At 43.7% G+C, this 15,511-nt stretch carries 15 protein-coding genes; 12 read left to right on the top strand and 3 right to left on the bottom strand.

The genetic code is table 11. From position 1 onward, the window contains the following. The first annotated feature begins 111 nt into the window (after positions 1-111). The 4 genes from HF322_RS05230 to lpxC all read left to right on the top strand — a co-directional run bounded on the left by HF322_RS05230 (position 112) and on the right by lpxC (position 5,038). Positions 112-966, top strand: a complete 855-nt coding sequence (locus tag HF322_RS05230; protein ID WP_169392361.1) for a cell division protein FtsQ/DivIB — start codon at positions 112-114, stop codon at positions 964-966. Between the two features lie 188 nt (positions 967-1,154). Next, positions 1,155-2,438 (top strand): cell division protein FtsA, encoded by a 1,284-nt coding sequence (ftsA, locus tag HF322_RS05225; protein ID WP_169392360.1) that lies wholly within the window; start codon positions 1,155-1,157, stop codon positions 2,436-2,438. 191 nt (positions 2,439-2,629) lie between these two features. Then, positions 2,630-3,826, top strand: a complete 1,197-nt coding sequence (ftsZ, locus tag HF322_RS05220) for a cell division protein FtsZ (protein ID WP_169392359.1) — start codon at positions 2,630-2,632, stop codon at positions 3,824-3,826. Between the two features lie 294 nt (positions 3,827-4,120). Next, a complete protein-coding gene (gene lpxC / locus HF322_RS05215; RefSeq protein WP_188211225.1) occupies positions 4,121-5,038 on the top strand; it encodes a UDP-3-O-acyl-N-acetylglucosamine deacetylase in 918 nt (305 codons plus the stop codon). 277 nt (positions 5,039-5,315) lie between these two features. Here lpxC and HF322_RS05210 read toward each other — a convergent pair whose 3' ends face one another. After that, positions 5,316-5,840 (bottom strand): DciA family protein, encoded by a 525-nt coding sequence (locus tag HF322_RS05210; RefSeq protein ID WP_169392358.1) that lies wholly within the window; start codon positions 5,838-5,840, stop codon positions 5,316-5,318. A gap of 252 nt (positions 5,841-6,092) precedes the next feature. On the opposite strand from HF322_RS05210, the gene HF322_RS05205 reads away from it, so the two are divergent. Continuing rightward, on the top strand, positions 6,093-6,803 hold the full coding sequence (locus HF322_RS05205) for a CHAP domain-containing protein (RefSeq protein WP_169392357.1): 711 nt from the start codon (positions 6,093-6,095) through the stop codon (positions 6,801-6,803). Between the two features lie 156 nt (positions 6,804-6,959). Here the strand turns inward: HF322_RS05205 and HF322_RS05200 are convergent, their stop codons facing one another. Both HF322_RS05200 and HF322_RS05195 read right to left on the bottom strand, forming a co-directional pair. Next, on the bottom strand, positions 6,960-7,607 hold the full coding sequence (locus HF322_RS05200; protein ID WP_169392356.1) for a hypothetical protein: 648 nt from the start codon (positions 7,605-7,607) through the stop codon (positions 6,960-6,962). Positions 7,608-7,715: 108 nt separating this feature from the next. Further along, positions 7,716-8,033: a YhbY family RNA-binding protein gene (locus HF322_RS05195; RefSeq protein ID WP_169392355.1), complete on the bottom strand. Its 318-nt coding sequence runs from the start codon at positions 8,031-8,033 to the stop codon at positions 7,716-7,718. A gap of 219 nt (positions 8,034-8,252) precedes the next feature. On the opposite strand from HF322_RS05195, the gene HF322_RS05190 reads away from it, so the two are divergent. From HF322_RS05190 to HF322_RS05160, 7 genes are all read left to right on the top strand, one after another. Continuing rightward, entirely contained in the window at positions 8,253-8,885 is a 633-nt protein-coding gene (locus tag HF322_RS05190) for an RlmE family RNA methyltransferase (RefSeq protein WP_169392354.1), read from the top strand. Positions 8,886-9,302: 417 nt separating this feature from the next. After that, the gene (gene ftsH / locus HF322_RS05185) at positions 9,303-11,198 is read left to right on the top strand and encodes an ATP-dependent zinc metalloprotease FtsH (protein WP_169392353.1); all 1,896 of its coding nucleotides are present in this window, start codon (positions 9,303-9,305) and stop codon (positions 11,196-11,198) included. 107 nt (positions 11,199-11,305) lie between these two features. Further along, complete coding sequence (gene folP, locus HF322_RS05180) at positions 11,306-12,193, top strand: dihydropteroate synthase (RefSeq protein WP_169392352.1); 888 nt, start codon at positions 11,306-11,308, stop codon at positions 12,191-12,193. 34 nt (positions 12,194-12,227) lie between these two features. After that, positions 12,228-12,506, top strand: a complete 279-nt coding sequence (locus HF322_RS05175) for a succinate dehydrogenase assembly factor 2 (protein WP_169392351.1) — start codon at positions 12,228-12,230, stop codon at positions 12,504-12,506. Next, positions 12,507-12,947, top strand: coding sequence for a hypothetical protein (locus tag HF322_RS05170; protein ID WP_169392350.1), 441 nt, complete (start codon positions 12,507-12,509; stop codon positions 12,945-12,947). A 135-nt stretch (positions 12,948-13,082) separates the two neighbouring features. Next, complete coding sequence (locus HF322_RS05165) at positions 13,083-13,802, top strand: YidB family protein (protein ID WP_169392349.1); 720 nt, start codon at positions 13,083-13,085, stop codon at positions 13,800-13,802. A gap of 210 nt (positions 13,803-14,012) precedes the next feature. Further along, positions 14,013-15,470, top strand: coding sequence for an anion permease (locus HF322_RS05160; protein WP_169392348.1), 1,458 nt, complete (start codon positions 14,013-14,015; stop codon positions 15,468-15,470). The last annotated feature ends 41 nt before the right edge of the window (positions 15,471-15,511 follow it).

Here is a 15,511-nt window from a genome sequence, read left to right as displayed (position 1 = left end):
TTGTAAATAATTGGTAATGATTACCGCGCATTTTGTGACTTTAATTTAGAAACTTTAACTTAAAAACTTTGACTTAAAACAACGGGCTTAAAAATAGGAAACTATAGCGTCATGGCGTCATCGGTCAACAAGACTCCTGAAATGATGAGCAATAAGCTGGCTCAGGTCAAACAGCGGCTGGCTGACGTTCAGGTAACGACCTATTATATCCTAGCCGTCGGCGTTGTTTTATTGCTGCTGCTTTTAGCAATGGCAGCAAAGGCGCTGCAAGATGCGCCAGCCGCTCATATTGAGGTGAGTCCCGACCATTTAAGCAACGCTCAGTTTCATGTATTAAAGCAAGCGATGGCAATGCCGCCTACGGGCAACTTTTTTACCACGGATTTACAAGAGCTTCGCGATTTGGCATTGTCTCAGCCTTGGGTTGATCAAGTGAGCATTTCGCGCGATTGGCAGCGCGGCATTGTGGTCAGCGCTTTGCCTAAGCAGGCGGTTGCAAATTTTGGCACTGAGCGTTTGATCGATGCCAAAGGTTCGGTATTTGTTCCGGTAGAAAGTACGGATTTGATGCGCACCCAATTTGCCACACTACAAGGTGATCAATCACAATCTCGCGTGATTATGCAGCAAATGCAGCAAATTAACGAGTGGTTTTCACCGCTGAACATGAAAGTTGAAGACATTATTTTAACGCCCAGAATGACGTGGCTGGTACGCTTTGACAATGGTATTCGAGTAATTGTGGACAATGAAAATACCGCCCAAAAGCTGCTAAGCTTAAGTCAGCTGCTAAACAATCAGTTGGCAACAAAGCTTGATGAGATCCAATCGGTTGATTTGCGGTATAGAAATGGCTTTACGGTTGCTTGGCGCTCCATTGACAGCTCGCCAAAACCTAAACCTTCTAATGATAAAGATGACGTTGCTATTAAATTTGAAGGTAAAACGGATCAAACGATTGCTTAGTTTGCGGTCGGCATTAAGCGCTAATGACGATTAAAAACTATAGTGGTAATGGCGATTAATGAGTTAAAAATTTTTACAGAATTTCAGCTTTACAGAATTTCAATGACATCGAATAAAAATGTTGCGATGTTTTTTATGAGTGACTTGAAGATGCTGGCATCTTCTATTAAAGCAGTTTATTAAACACGATGAAAAATACTGAAACCCTTGTTGTTGTCCATTTAAGTGCCACCGCCGTTTATGTGGTGATCGGCAATGTGGTGTCGGTCAAAGACATCCAGATCTTGGGGATAGGTCAGGTAAAAAACAGTGACTTTTATCAAGGTCAGATCAAGCACCGCGAGCGCTTAAAAAGTGCCATTAAAAAAGCGATTCAAGAAGCTGAAGATCGCGCCAATTGCCGTGTCCATAGCGTTTGGTTGACGCTCTCTACCCCTGAATTGTTAAGTAGAAATAGCATGGGTGAGGTACAAACGGCGACCGGCGAAGTCCAAATTCAAGATATGGTGAACGCTTTAACGCGCGCTAAAGCCAACGACTTGCCATCGAACTATTACTTGATGCACTGCTGTCAGCAAGGCATTTATATCGACGATCAAGAAGCGATGGTTGATGATGCCATTGAGATGATCGCTCGCGATATTTGCGTGATGTATCATATGATGATGATGCCTGTAGCAAGTCGCCAAAACATCCAAAGACTGCTGCAAAGTTGCGACGTTGGTGTCGATCATGTTGTTTTTGATGCGGTGACCAGTGCGGAATATTGTTTGAGCATGGATGAGCGGCAGCAAGGCGTTTGTTTGATTGACATTGGTGCCAGTACCAGCAGCATTTGTGTTTATAAAGAAAATAAGCTCATTTTCACTCATTGCCTTGCAAGTGGCAGCCATGAGGTGACAATGGACATCTCTGCTGAGCTGAATATCTCTATGATTGAAGCTGAAGAGCTGAAAAAAGACTTTGGCACCGTGGATGTCAGTAGCGTTGACCCAAGCGCCTTTTTTTCTTATCAGCGCTATGGCAGCAGCGAGATGCTCAATGTAAGTAACTATAAGCTTGCCCAAATTATTGAAGCGCGATACATCACCATTTTGGATGAGATTGCTGAGCGCTTACAACAAGAAGGGCTGTTTGATTTTATTGATCGCGGCATTGTGTTCACCGGTGGTGGAAGCGCCATGCGCGGTATGGTCGCGTTTTCTAAAAAGCGTTTAAGAACGCCGGTCACCATGGCAAAACCGCATCCTGCGATCAAAGCTTATAAGTATAACGATCATGAGCTTGAAAGCTATATCACCTCGCAACTGACCAATCGCGCTTATCAAACCGCTTTTGGCACCTTGCTATATAGTCAAAGCGATCAGTTTCGCCATAGTGAGCAAAGTGAGCCTGAAGCGATTGGCAAGCCTGAGGGGTTATTTTCAGGGCTAAAACGTGGTTTTGGTAGCATGTTTAAAAAAATACTGTAGTAGGCTGCTTTATCATAGCCCATATTTTTACAAAAAACTTTTATGTTAAAATAACGGGTGATCCATACAGCGCTAATAATTAGGTTTTTGCGCTGAACCCACTTATTATTTATCAGACCATTTTAAAAGGACGTCGATAGCACTTAAGCCATGTTGATGCTTATGTTGTCTACAACTGGAGAATTTTTTCTATGTCAAAATATACCATGCCAGATGTCAATCAGCCAGTGAGCAACGGTCAGGCACGCTTTATTGTGTTCGGCGTGGGCGGCGGTGGCGGCAACGCCGTTGAGCATATGGTTCAGCAAGGCATCAAAGGAGTAACCTTTGTTTGTGCCAACACCGATAAGCAAGCGCTGGATCGTTTGACCACACCGCATAAATTGCAATTGGGCGCTAAAAGTAACCGCGGTCTTGGTGCTGGGGCGAATCCTGAAGTGGGTCGTGAAGCGGCAGAAAGCGAAGAGGATTCCATCCGAGCTTTGCTTGAAAATGCCGATATGGTGTTCATTACTGCCGGAATGGGCGGCGGCACCGGAACAGGAGCCGCTCCTGTGGTGGCAAGAATTGCCAAAGAAATGGAAGTGTTAACCGTTGCTGTAGTGACCACACCGTTCAAATTTGAAGGCGGCAAACGCATTAAAGCGGCGCAAGCGGGAATCGAACAATTAGCCAACTTCGTTGACTCAATCATCACGATTCCAAATGACAAGCTGATGAGCGTTTATGGCAACATTTCAATGAAAGATGCCTTTAAAAAGGCAGATGACGTATTGCTTCATGCCGTTCAAGGTATTGCTGAAACGATCGCTAGCGAAGGCGTGATCAACATTGACTTTAACGATATCCGAACTGCCATGACCGCTAAAGGTCATGCGATGATGGGGATTGGTCGTGCCAGTGGTGATGATCGAGCGCGCCAAGCGACTGAAAAAGCCATCCGCTCACCGCTTCTTGACGATTTGCGCTTGGAAAATGCCAAGGGTCTTTTGGTCAACGTTATTTCATCAGAGTCATTATCATTGGATGAATTTAGCAAAATCAGCGAAATCGTTGAAGACATCACGGACATTGACGACGCCCATATTTTCTATGGCTCAGTTATTGATGAAGATATGAATGATGACTTGCATGTGACTGTAATTGCGACTGGATTGACGCTTAATGACACCCCTAAAAAAGCGCCTGAACCTGCTCAATCCGTGCCGCCCGTTACCAGCAATCAGCCAGTAGATCCTAATTTGCACACCAGCGCGCTCAACAGCCAACAACGTGCCAAACCGCAAATGTTCCAAGAAAATATGGCACGACCAAACGCTCAGCCAGAGCAGCCACAAACTAAAACCAACAGCATTCAAGACTATTTAAAGCGCCAACAAAATAAATAAGTCATGAGTTCATAACTTCAGCCAGTAAATCGGCTAAGTTATTACTGATAAAAATGTGGTTAGGTATAGTGATAAGGTTTAAGTCATTGTCATAACTTCTAAAAAACCAGCTTTTAAGGCTGGTTTTTTTATGCCTAAGCTTATCTACCATTTAGCCAAGCTTAAGGGCATCAAGTCACAATTTTGCTAGACTTATCAGCGATATCAATAAATTATCAAAACTTGGCTATAGCGAAACCTGCTTTAGAAATGGTACACTACAACAATTGTAACAAGATATGTGAGAAATCTGCCATGAATCAACGGACAATACAATCAGTCATTCACATTACTGGCATTGGATTGCACAGTGGTCATCCGGTTGACTTGGAGTTTCACCCGCAGCCTGTCAATAGCGGGGTTATTTTTGAGCGCTCAGACATTATGGGGTCAGCGCCAATTCCTGCCAGCGCGTTTTTGGTTCAAGATACCATGATGTCCTCCAATCTTGTTTTTGGGGGCACTCGGGTGGGCACCGTTGAGCATTTATTAAGTGCGGTGGCAGGACTTGGCATTGACAACTTATTGGTTCGCGTTTCAGCGGCAGAAATCCCGATCATGGATGGTAGCGCGGCGCCATTTGTGGGGCTATTACTGCAAGCTGGGCTTTGTGAACAAGATGCGCCCAAAAAGTTTTTACGAATGCGCCGATCAGTTCGGGTAAAAGTTGATGATAAATGGGCAGAGCTGCGACCTTATGACGGTTTTGAGCTGAACTTTGAGATCGATTTTGATCACCCTGCCATTAATAAAGACTTTCAGCACGCCCAATTGTGTTTTTCTACCCAAAACTTTATTGAAGAGTTAAGTGCGGCGCGAACCTTTGGTTTTTTACAAGACATTGAAATGCTGCGAAAAAACAACCTAGCCCTTGGTGGCAGCATGGAAAACGCCATTGTCATTGATGATTTAAAGGTGCTAAATGTTGAAGGGCTGCGATTTGCTGATGAATTTGTGCGTCATAAAATCTTAGATGCGCTTGGCGATTTATATCTGATTGGCTATCCGATTTTAGGTCGATTTAATGCTTATAAATCTGGTCATGCGCTAAACAATTTGCTCATTCGTGAGATCTTATCGGATCAAAATAACTTTGAAATTGTAACATTTGATGACAATGTAAGCTGCCCTATTGAGTACTTACCTTTGAGTGGCATAACCATCGAGGGATAAATACACGATTATACACGAAGTATCGCAACATTTACGTAAGATTACAAAGCGTTGATCCACATCAAAAGACAAAACTATATTATGAGAATTAATATTGTTTAAACCCAAGCGCAATCCCTGATAATCTCTTTGATTGAGGGCATAAAAAAAGGTTTGAAAGCGAAATCTGAAATTAGGATTTCATTTTCAAACCTTTTTTTTATGTGAAAACAAATCCCACTTCAAACATTTTTCTTAAGCTTTTAATACTTTATTTACATAAAATTACACTGTAAATTCAAGATTTTTCATCATCAATGAGTCGCAAAAGTGCGTTTTGTAAATTTTTATCAGTGGTGACATGCCTAGCAGCCTGTGCTATAGTCCGCTTTGTGTTTTGGCTAAGAGCCTGATTTTCATTGGCTTTATCAAGGTTTTTTTGGTCAATAAGCACTACAGATTGTTCATAAGATGACGGTTTTTTGCTATCAAATTGAGTTACCATGACGCGAAGTTCTTTGAGTTGTTGAAATGTAAGTGATTGCGATGACAACAATTGAAGATAAGCGCTTTGTAAATAACGGATATGATTGGCGGCGGTCGTTGAGCTCACACTGAGCGTTAGTTGCTCGGCAGTTAGACCCACAACCTGGCATGAATTGAGGATTTCCTCGGGCAGAACTTCTGCCAATAACGTTTTTAATTCTAAGGTTGCTTGTGTGTAGATTTTGAGCGTATCAGCAAGATTTTTTGGCAATAAGCTGCCAGCAAACGCTTGATGATCGATTAAATTGGCAAGTTGATTGGGCTGTTTTTTTGACATTACAAACCTTCATGAAAGCAATGAGTGGTATTAAGTAAGAACAATCCATCAAGCGCGGCATAAGCGGGTAGCAAGTGATTTTTGAAGTGGGTCATTAAAACATTGGTAATGGTGCCAATACTGACCACTGTAGATAAAAGCATGCGCTGTTGTAATCAGGATTTTATCACGACGGGTGAAACTTCCTCTAAATTAATTGATGCTTTGTTATGGATGACAAGCAATCTTGTATTAACCAAAGGCAGTAAATTTATGAAACACGCTTTATTAATTTTGACCGTATTAGGAATGGGCGTTGCACAAACGAGTGGTGCAGCCGTTGTCCAAAGTGGGTCAAATTACATTACCAATGCTTCATTAAACTACGGCTCCTCAAAAAACATCTATAGCACAAGAACCGGCGCTCACGTTTCGGTATCAAACAACGATGAAATCAGCCGAACCATTTATCAGCTCAACAACCAAGCTCAGCAAAAGCAGCAAGAGCTTGCAACGCTTACTTCAAAGATTTATCTTGAAAACCAGAAAAAAATGGCAGGATCAGCGCCTGATCGCTATTCAGCGCCAGCCCAAGCCGCCGCTCATGCCTCACGCGTGGCATTGTCAAGAAGTTCTGGTCGCTGCGCGCGATACGTTCGCACCGCGCTACAAGCTGCCGGATATGACTTTACGCCAAATCCATCAGCCTATCAGTATGCCACTCGCGGAACGCTTGCGAATGCAGGATTTTCAAAAATCAGTAACGATGCACCACCGCAAGTAGGGGATGTGGTCGTTTATGATCGCAGCTCAAAGCATCCGCATGGTCACATTCAAATTTATGATGGCTCAAACTGGATTTCAGATTTCCGTCAAAGCAGCATCAGCCCTTATGGCGGCGCTTACTCATACACCACTTGGCGCGATTCACAATATGTGGACGACGCATCAAACCGCGGCATCTATCTTGCGATGGCCGAATAACTCAAAATTTTTATATGATTACTCTTAGCCTCACAACTTTAGTGAAGCGCGATATTGTTTTATAAAAATTTTGCTTAAAAGCTCAGAAATGGTGAATTCCATGGCTGAGCTTTTTTATTGATTATGATATCTGAGGGTGACTAAAACGCGTTGAATTTAAGATTTGGGCTTAAAATCCTGCCAGTAGCTTGCGTCATGAAAATCGGCGGGAATGGCATGCTTTGGCGCAAAATAAAGCTGAGCCGCCTCAAAGTTTAAAATCACACAAGGATGAAGCTTCCCTATTCCAAAATTGGGTAGATTTTCTTGAAAGTTAGGCAGTTGCTTTAAATCGATGGTAAATTGACGCCGAAAGTTATCTGATAAGTCATCTTGACTAAAATTTTGCCAATTAATGACCGCTCGATTGCCATTTGATATGAATAAAGGCTCAGGGGGCAAACCGCTGGGCGTTCGGTAGTTTAAAAAGTTATAAACGGCAAATTTGCCACAGGGCGCAGCATTGATTTCGACATAACCTGACTGATGGTTTTGCTGAATAAAGCACTCAAGGCAGGTTTTTTCCCATAAAAAATCGCTAAAGCCAACCTTATCTGCCTGCCAATCTGACCATTCAATATACTTTGATAACGGCGTTGGCAACTCAATCCGATAATTGAGCTCTAAATAAGGCGTCGGTGATTTTTGAATTTGAGCAATCACATCAATGGTGATGTGCTTTAAGGTTAAAGCCGTCACGCCTAAACGTTTGGCATCCTCTTGAAGGGTGTCTTGGGACAGTTGAAGTAAAAATCGTTGTTGCATAAGGTTATTTTTGCGAAAGTCAGTTTAAAAACTAAAGTCAGTTTAATGAATGGTTAGAAAAAAACCGCAAGCCTTAATGCTGCGGTTTTTTTTGATCAAGGGTAGGAATTATTCATAGCGGCTTAAATTGGAAAGCTTGGGGTTGGCATTTGGATTTTGGCGCAGTAGCAACGCCATGCGACCAATGCTATGAATAACAAAAGCGTTTGCAGCCGCGGCAAGCTCACTGCTGATCACATCGCGATCGTGCTTGCTTCCAGCCGGCAGTTTGACTTTGATCAATTCATGATCGTTAAGCGCGCGATCCACTTCGTTGATGATGGCAGGCGTTACGCCATTATTGCCAATCATGACGATGGGCTTTAATTCGTGACCGATGCCTTTGAGCTTGCGGATAGTGTCGTTATCAAGAGTGATCGATTTCATAGCAGATTCCATGTTAAAAAATTACAGCAGCATCATTAAAAAAGTTAAAGACAATTATAAATAATCTGACAGCAACTTGCTTAAAAATTGCGGTAAATTGCACGATTTTATAGATTGAAAATGTTAAGATGAAGGTTTTAGCCTTTGAAAAACGCGGTGATTGCCACAATTAAGTAATCTAATGACCGCGCTTTTAGGTCCGTATGTTGGAGCACCATTTTGGCCACGCGAATTGAAAATAAAAAACTGTCAAAAAGCAGCAAAGCTTGGATGAAAGAGCACATCGATGACTATTATGTTCAACAAGCCCAAAAAGACGGTTTTCGGGCGCGCGCCGCTTATAAATTGCTTGAAATCAATGACAAAACCAAGCTGATTAAAAAGGGCATGACCGTGGTGGATTTAGGATCGGCGCCTGGCAGCTGGTCGCAAGTTGCAGGGCGATTGGTTGGTGAAAAAGGCGTGCTGATTGCCTCCGATATTTTACCGATGGATGCCCTTGAAAACGTGACCTTTATTCAAGGGGATTTTCGTGAAACGGAAGTGTTTGATGCCATCATGACTGAGGTTGGCGAGCGCGCGGTTGATGTGGTGTTGTCGGACATGGCGCCCAATACCTCAGGAAATAGCGGCGTCGATCAGCCGCGAATGATGTATTTGTGTGAGCTTGCCATTGATTTTGCCAATAATACCTTGCCAAAAGGTGGGGCGCTGATTATGAAAGTTTTTCAAGGTGAAGGTGAGCAAGAACTTCGCACTGAGCTACAAAAACAGTTTAGCAAAGTTCGTAGCATTAAGCCTGCGGCATCGCGACCTCGATCAAAAGAAATTTTTTGGGTAGCAATAAAATAACTACCAATTTCAAAAGGTTAACCTCTAATTTTGAATTATAATGTCATGATTGTTATTCAACTTAGTAAAATGTAATAAAGCTATTTTATTCAAAATAAACGGCAGCAAAGCCAATAAAGCGTCCTTAAATAGCAAATCAAGCGCCCGTAAATAAGGGTAATTAAGCGCTACATTTGTTAACTCAATAATTGCCGCAATCGCTTGAATTTTAATAGCAGCTACCATATATCATGGTATATTAACTTTATATTAGTCAGTTTTATGCGAAATGATTCTATTGAGCAAAGTTGTCTAAAAACAAGAATTTATGTGTTGAAATAAGCAAGTGACTGAAGCTTATTTTACCCCAATAAATGTTGTGTTTTTGACGTTCTGGTTTAAAAAAGCACACCAATTAAATAAGGGATGGGAAAATTTGTGAGCGACATGGTAAAAAATACCTTATTGTGGCTGGTGGTCATCGGTGTTTTGGTAGTGGTGTTTAGCAGCTTTGATCAATCATCTGAGCCTGATAATCTCAACTACTCGCAATTTGTGACCGCTGTGACCGAAAACCAAGTGGCAAGCGTCAAGATTGACGGTGAGCAGATCACGGGTGAAAAGAAAAATGGCTCAACTTTTGAGACCATCAGACCTGCGGTGATGGACGAGCAGCTTATGCCGATGCTGCGCGAAAATAAAGTCGAAGTTCAAGGCACAGCGCCAAAACGTCAAGGCGTGTTGATGCAGCTGTTGATTGCAAGCTTCCCCATCCTGTTAATCATCGGCTTGTTTTTATTCTTTATGCGTAATATGCAAGGCGGCGCGGGCGGTAAAGGCAGCGGTCCTATGAGCTTTGGCAAATCAAAAGCCAAAATGCTGACCGAAGACCAAATCCGCGTTAACTTTGACGATGTGGCAGGCTGTGAAGAGGCCAAACAAGAAGTTGTTGAAGTGGTTGACTTTCTGCGCGATCCGGACAAATTTACCAAGCTTGGGGCGATGATTCCACGCGGTATCTTGATGGTAGGACCGCCTGGAACTGGTAAAACGCTGCTTGCTAAAGCCATTGCCGGTGAAGCTAAAGTACCATTTTTCTCAATCTCAGGCTCTGACTTTGTTGAAATGTTTGTTGGCGTTGGTGCATCTCGTGTCCGTGATATGTTTGAACAAGCTAAGAAAAACGCACCTTGTATCATCTTTATTGACGAGATTGATGCGGTCGGTCGTCATCGTGGCTCTGGAATGGGCGGCGGCAATGATGAGCGTGAGCAAACCTTAAACCAGCTTTTGGTTGAAATGGATGGCTTTGAAGGTAATGAAGGCGTGATCGTGATCGCGGCGACCAACCGCGCCGACGTGCTTGATAAAGCGTTATTGCGACCTGGTCGTTTTGACCGTCAAGTCCAAGTGGGATTGCCAGACATCAAAGGTCGCGAGCAAATTTTAAAAGTGCATTTGAAAAAATTGCCAAATACCATTGCCGTTGATGCCAATGCGCTCGCTCGCGGAACTCCTGGCTTTAGTGGTGCTCAGCTTGCCAACCTTGTGAACGAAGCGGCGCTGTTTGCTGCTCGCCGTAACAAGCGTAGCGTTGATATGAACGATTTTGAAGATGCAAAAGACAAGCTTTACATGGGTCCTGAGCGTAAATCCATGGTGCTTCGTGAAGAAGAGCGCCGAGCAACCGCTTACCATGAATCCGGTCATGCTTTGGTTGCCGAATTGCTTCCAGGAACAGATCCGGTTCATAAAGTGACGATTATGCCACGCGGCTTTGCATTAGGGGTAACTTGGCAGCTTCCTGAGCATGACCAAACCAGTATGTATAAGTCAAAAATGCTCAACGACATTGCCATTTTATTTGGTGGTCGTATTGCTGAAGAAGTATTCATTAATCAGCAGTCAACAGGAGCGTCAAACGACTTTGAACGGGCTACCAAAATGGCGCGAGCCATGGTGACCAAGTACGGCATGTCAGATGCTCTTGGAATCATGGTTTATGAAGATGATGACAGCTCGCAAGGCTACTTTGGTGGCGGCAGCCGAACCATTTCAGAGGCTACTCAGCAAAAAGTAGATGAAGAAGTTCGCCGAATGCTAGAGGAGCAATATGATATCGCTCGTGAGCTGATCGAAGGCAATAAAGATAAAATCTATGCAATGGTTGATGCGCTGATGAAATGGGAAACCATTGACCGCGATCAATTGCAAGATATTTTAGCGGGTGAAGCGCCAAGACCACCGAAAGTCTATCAAGGCAATGAGGTCAATTTGGCAAAAGATGACGTGAAGCCTTCAAAGTCAACGCCACCACCACTTCCTGCAATGTAATGTGAAGTTATAACTCAAACAAAAAGCCCTTTTTTCATTAAGGGCTTTTTTATTGTCTGTAAATTCCTGTTATGATGAGCAAAGATTGATTTGCTATTGGAATCTTTATGTCATTGTTTCAACCCTTGCCAAATTTTGAGTTAACCTATCGGGGCAAAACGCTAGATTTGTCGCGCCCGCAGATTATGGGAATATTAAACGTCACGCCGGATTCATTTTCAGATGGCGGTAAATTTAATCAACTTGATGATGCGCTTCATCATTGCGAGCAAATGCTAAATGATGGCGCAGCGATCATTGATATTGGCGGCGAGTCCACCAGACCCAATGCCAAAGCTGTGTCAACTAAGGAAGAGCAGTTGCGCGTCGTTCCCGTAGTTGAGAAAATTCGCAAACGCTTCGGCAATGATATTTGGCTGTCGATTGACACCAGTAATCCTGAGGTGATGCGGTCAGCGGCAATTGCGGGGGCAGATATTTGGAACGATGTTCGCGCGCTTACTCGAGAGGGCGCTCGCGATATGGCAGCTGCGCTTGATCTTCCAGTGATGCTCATGCACATGCGCGGCGAACCCACAACGATGAATGAGTTTGCCGATTATCATGAGGTGGTCAGCGAGGTGATCCGCGAGTTGTCTGTTCAAGTTGAAGCGACCATTCAAGCCGGCGTTCGCGCGGAAAATATCATTATTGACCCCGGATTTGGCTTTGCAAAAAACTATGATCATCATTGTCAATTGCTCACTCATCTTGATCACTTTCAAATTTTTCATCGACCAGTGATGTTTGGCATTTCTCGAAAGCGGTTTTTAGCCGAAGTTTTAAATAAAAGTGGCGTTGCGTCTTGGGAGCAGTCGCAAGCTTTGGAGCGCGATTGGGTAGGGTCAGCGGCGGGGCTCATTGCCATCCAGCAAGGCGCAAGCATTATTCGAACGCATAATGTGGCAATGATGAAGCAAGCAGCAAGCCTTTGGGAGCAGTTAAGCCGCTGCTAACATGACTATTAACATTTTTTAAAAGGAGCTAATAATGGCTGCTAACCAAACGATTGAGCCAACCCTTGAGCAGCGCCGAATCATTTATCAAGCTCGGCGCGGACTAAAAGAGCTGGATTTTTACCTTGACCCTTATGTTAAAGAGCTCTATTTAGCGGCAGACCCTAAAGAGCAAGCAACGTTTGCTAATCTGTTAACTTATGAAGACCCTGATTTGCTTGATTATTTTACCAACCAAGCAAAGCCTGAAGATGAAGCCGTTTGGCAGTTGGTCAATCAAATCAAATCTTGGCGTCATGCTAAAGCATTATAAATGAGCAACTTAATGCGCCTTGATGCGCCAATAACTTTGCAAAGCCGATTTCGATTGCTTTTTTATGCCGCTTTACTTGCCATTTTTTTGCCTATCGCGTGGTTGGCAGGGCTTGCTATTTGGCAGTTTGGACTGGCTTTATTGTCAGTGATTTTGATCAGCAGTTTTATATTTTTATCAAAACCTGCGCTTTTACAGTTAAGCCAGCCGCTACTTCATTTAAACGCGCGTCAAAACTGGCAACTGCTGATGGCAACCAGTCGCGGCGATCAGCTTTGGCAGGGCGATTTGCTTCGTGTCCGTGCCTATTCTTGGGTGATCATTGCCGAGGTTCAAGTCATTGAGCCTTATCAGAGGTCATTGACCTTTACCATTTTTCGCGACCAAATGACCGCGGATGACTGGCGCAAATTGAGCATTCTTGGGCAACTCATGGCTTAGCGCTATACAGGACATAACAAAATAGCGCTCCCGATAACCAGTTAGACTTGGTATATTAATATTAATGCCGTTTTTATGATGGCAAACGCAAACTGCCTCATTAAAAAGATAATATTAAAACAATAAGGAGTCATTATGAGTTTATTAGGGAATTTGGTCACCCAAATCGCGCGTAGTGCGATCGATCCTGATGATGCCAATCGTAACCCTATCAATCAGCAAATCACCCCGCGCAAAACGGGCGGTCTTGGCGATATTTTAAGCGGTGTGCTGACCGGTCGCCATCAATCGCGCGATTATAATCCGCAGCGCTATGAGCGGCAGACAGACAATCATTTTGGGTTGGATGATATTTTGGGCGGTCTGATGAACTCAAGTTCCCAATCACGAGGCAGCATTAATCAAGGCGCAGGTGGATTGGGTGATATTTTAGGCAGTATTTTAGGGTCACGTCAGCAAAGCGGTTTTGGTGGTAAAGGCATGTTGATTGCTGCGCTGCTTCCTGTGGTGCTGAACTGGATTCAACGAAATGGTGGTCTTGGCGGCGCGCTCAATAAGGTCAGCCAACTTGGCTATGAGCATCAAGCGCGATCTTGGCTAAGCAATCACGAATTAAATGACAATCTTGATCCCAATGAAGTCAGCCGATTGTTTGATGACCAAGATATTCAAACCGTTGCGGCAAAAACAGGCGCCAATGATTTGGAAGTCCGTCAAGGCTTGGCTGAACTGCTCCCTGAGGTGATGAACCAACTGACGCCGCATGGCAATTTGGACAATGAAGCTGATGCCAATCAAGAAATTGACCAAATCATTCAGCAGTTATCTAACCGCTTAGGAGCGCTTAAATCTTAAGTTTAAGTTTATTGATTCAAAAAGGGCTCTTTTGGGCTCTTTTTTATGGTTTAAACAAAAATGATTATTGAAAAAAGGTTCACAGAATTGTTAAAAATAGTGAAAGTTTCCTAATTTGGAAGATTAATCATTATATGATACCCACAAAAAGTAGCGAAATGATTAGCACTTATAAAAATAAATAAGAACAACATGCTAAGGAGGTAAGTAATGCCATTTAAGCCCATTCCTGCGGTCATCGCGATTGCCATTGGTTTAATCATTTGGTTTTTGATCCCGATTCCTGAGGGCGTCAGCCCCGATGCTTGGCACATGCTGGCGTTGTTTATTGCAACCATTGTTGCCATCATTGGTAAAGTGCTGCCCATCGGTGCGATTGCAATTATTGCGGTCACTGCTGTGGCACTTACAGGCGTTACTAATGACACGCCAAGCGGTGCAATTAGTGATGCGTTATCCAGTTTTTCAAGCCCGCTGATTTGGTTGATTGGTATTGCGGTCATGATTTCGCGCGGCTTAATTAAGACCGGTCTTGGTCGGCGAATTGCATATTATTTCATCTCGATTTTTGGCAAAAAAACGGTGGGCGTGGCGTATTCATTGACCGCTGCGGAATTGATGATTGCTCCCATCACGCCGTCAAATACTGCTCGCGGCGGCGGGATTATTCATCCTATTATGCTATCGATTGCCCAAAGCTTTCACTCAACGCCGGAGGAGGGCTCGCAAAAAAAGATCGGTCGCTATTTGGCGATGGTCAACTATCATGCCAATCCCATCACCTCAGGTATGTTTATTACTGCCACCGCGCCCAACCCCTTGGTGGTGGATTTGGTCAATAAAGCCACCGGAAGTCAAATTCATTTGTCGTGGACGACTTGGGCGGTCGCCATGTTTATCCCTGGAATGCTTTGTTTGATCTTAATGCCGCTGGTCATTTACTTGATTTATCCGCCGGAAGTCAAAGCGACTCCTGACGCTAAAGCCTTTGCTAAAGACAACCTTAAAAAAATGGGTCACGTCACCCGTCAAGAAAAAATCATGCTGGGCGTGTTTGCACTCATGCTGATACTTTGGGCAAATATTCCAGCGCTATTGATTAGCGAAAGCCTTACCGTTGATGCAACGACCACGGCATTTATTGGCTTAACGGCGCTTTTATTAACGGGCGTTCTCACTTGGGAAGATGTGCTTAAAGAAAAATCTGCTTGGGATACCATTGTTTGGTTTGGTGCGCTGATTATGATGGCATCTTATCTTAATAAACTTGGCTTGGTCAGTTGGTTTTCGGACAATATCGAGCATATGATTGCAGCAACAGGCGTCGGTTGGATTGGTGCGGTGGCGATTTTGACGCTGGTTTATTTATACATTCATTACTTTTTTGCCAGTACGACCGCGCATATTACCGCGTTATTTGCCGCGTTTTATGCCGTGGGATTGGCACTTGGCGCGCCACCGATGCTTTATGCCCTAATTTTGGCAGCTGCAGGGAACATCATGATGACCTTGACCCATTATGCAACCGGAACGGCGCCGGTAATTTTTAACTCAGGCTACGTCACGCTTGGGGAATGGTGGATCATGGGCGCGATTATGAGCGTGGTGAACTTAATCGTTTGGATTGGAGCAGGATTGATTTGGTGGAAATTGCTTGGTTATTACTAATTAAATAGTTATTAGATAGAGGATTTGATTTTTATCAGTCA

The organism is Psychrobacter sp. MF31, assembly GCF_012847335.1.
Classification (GTDB): domain Bacteria; phylum Pseudomonadota; class Gammaproteobacteria; order Pseudomonadales; family Moraxellaceae; genus Psychrobacter.
The sequence above is the reverse complement of the archived record's forward strand: the minus strand, read 5'-3'. Positions and strand labels throughout refer to the sequence as shown.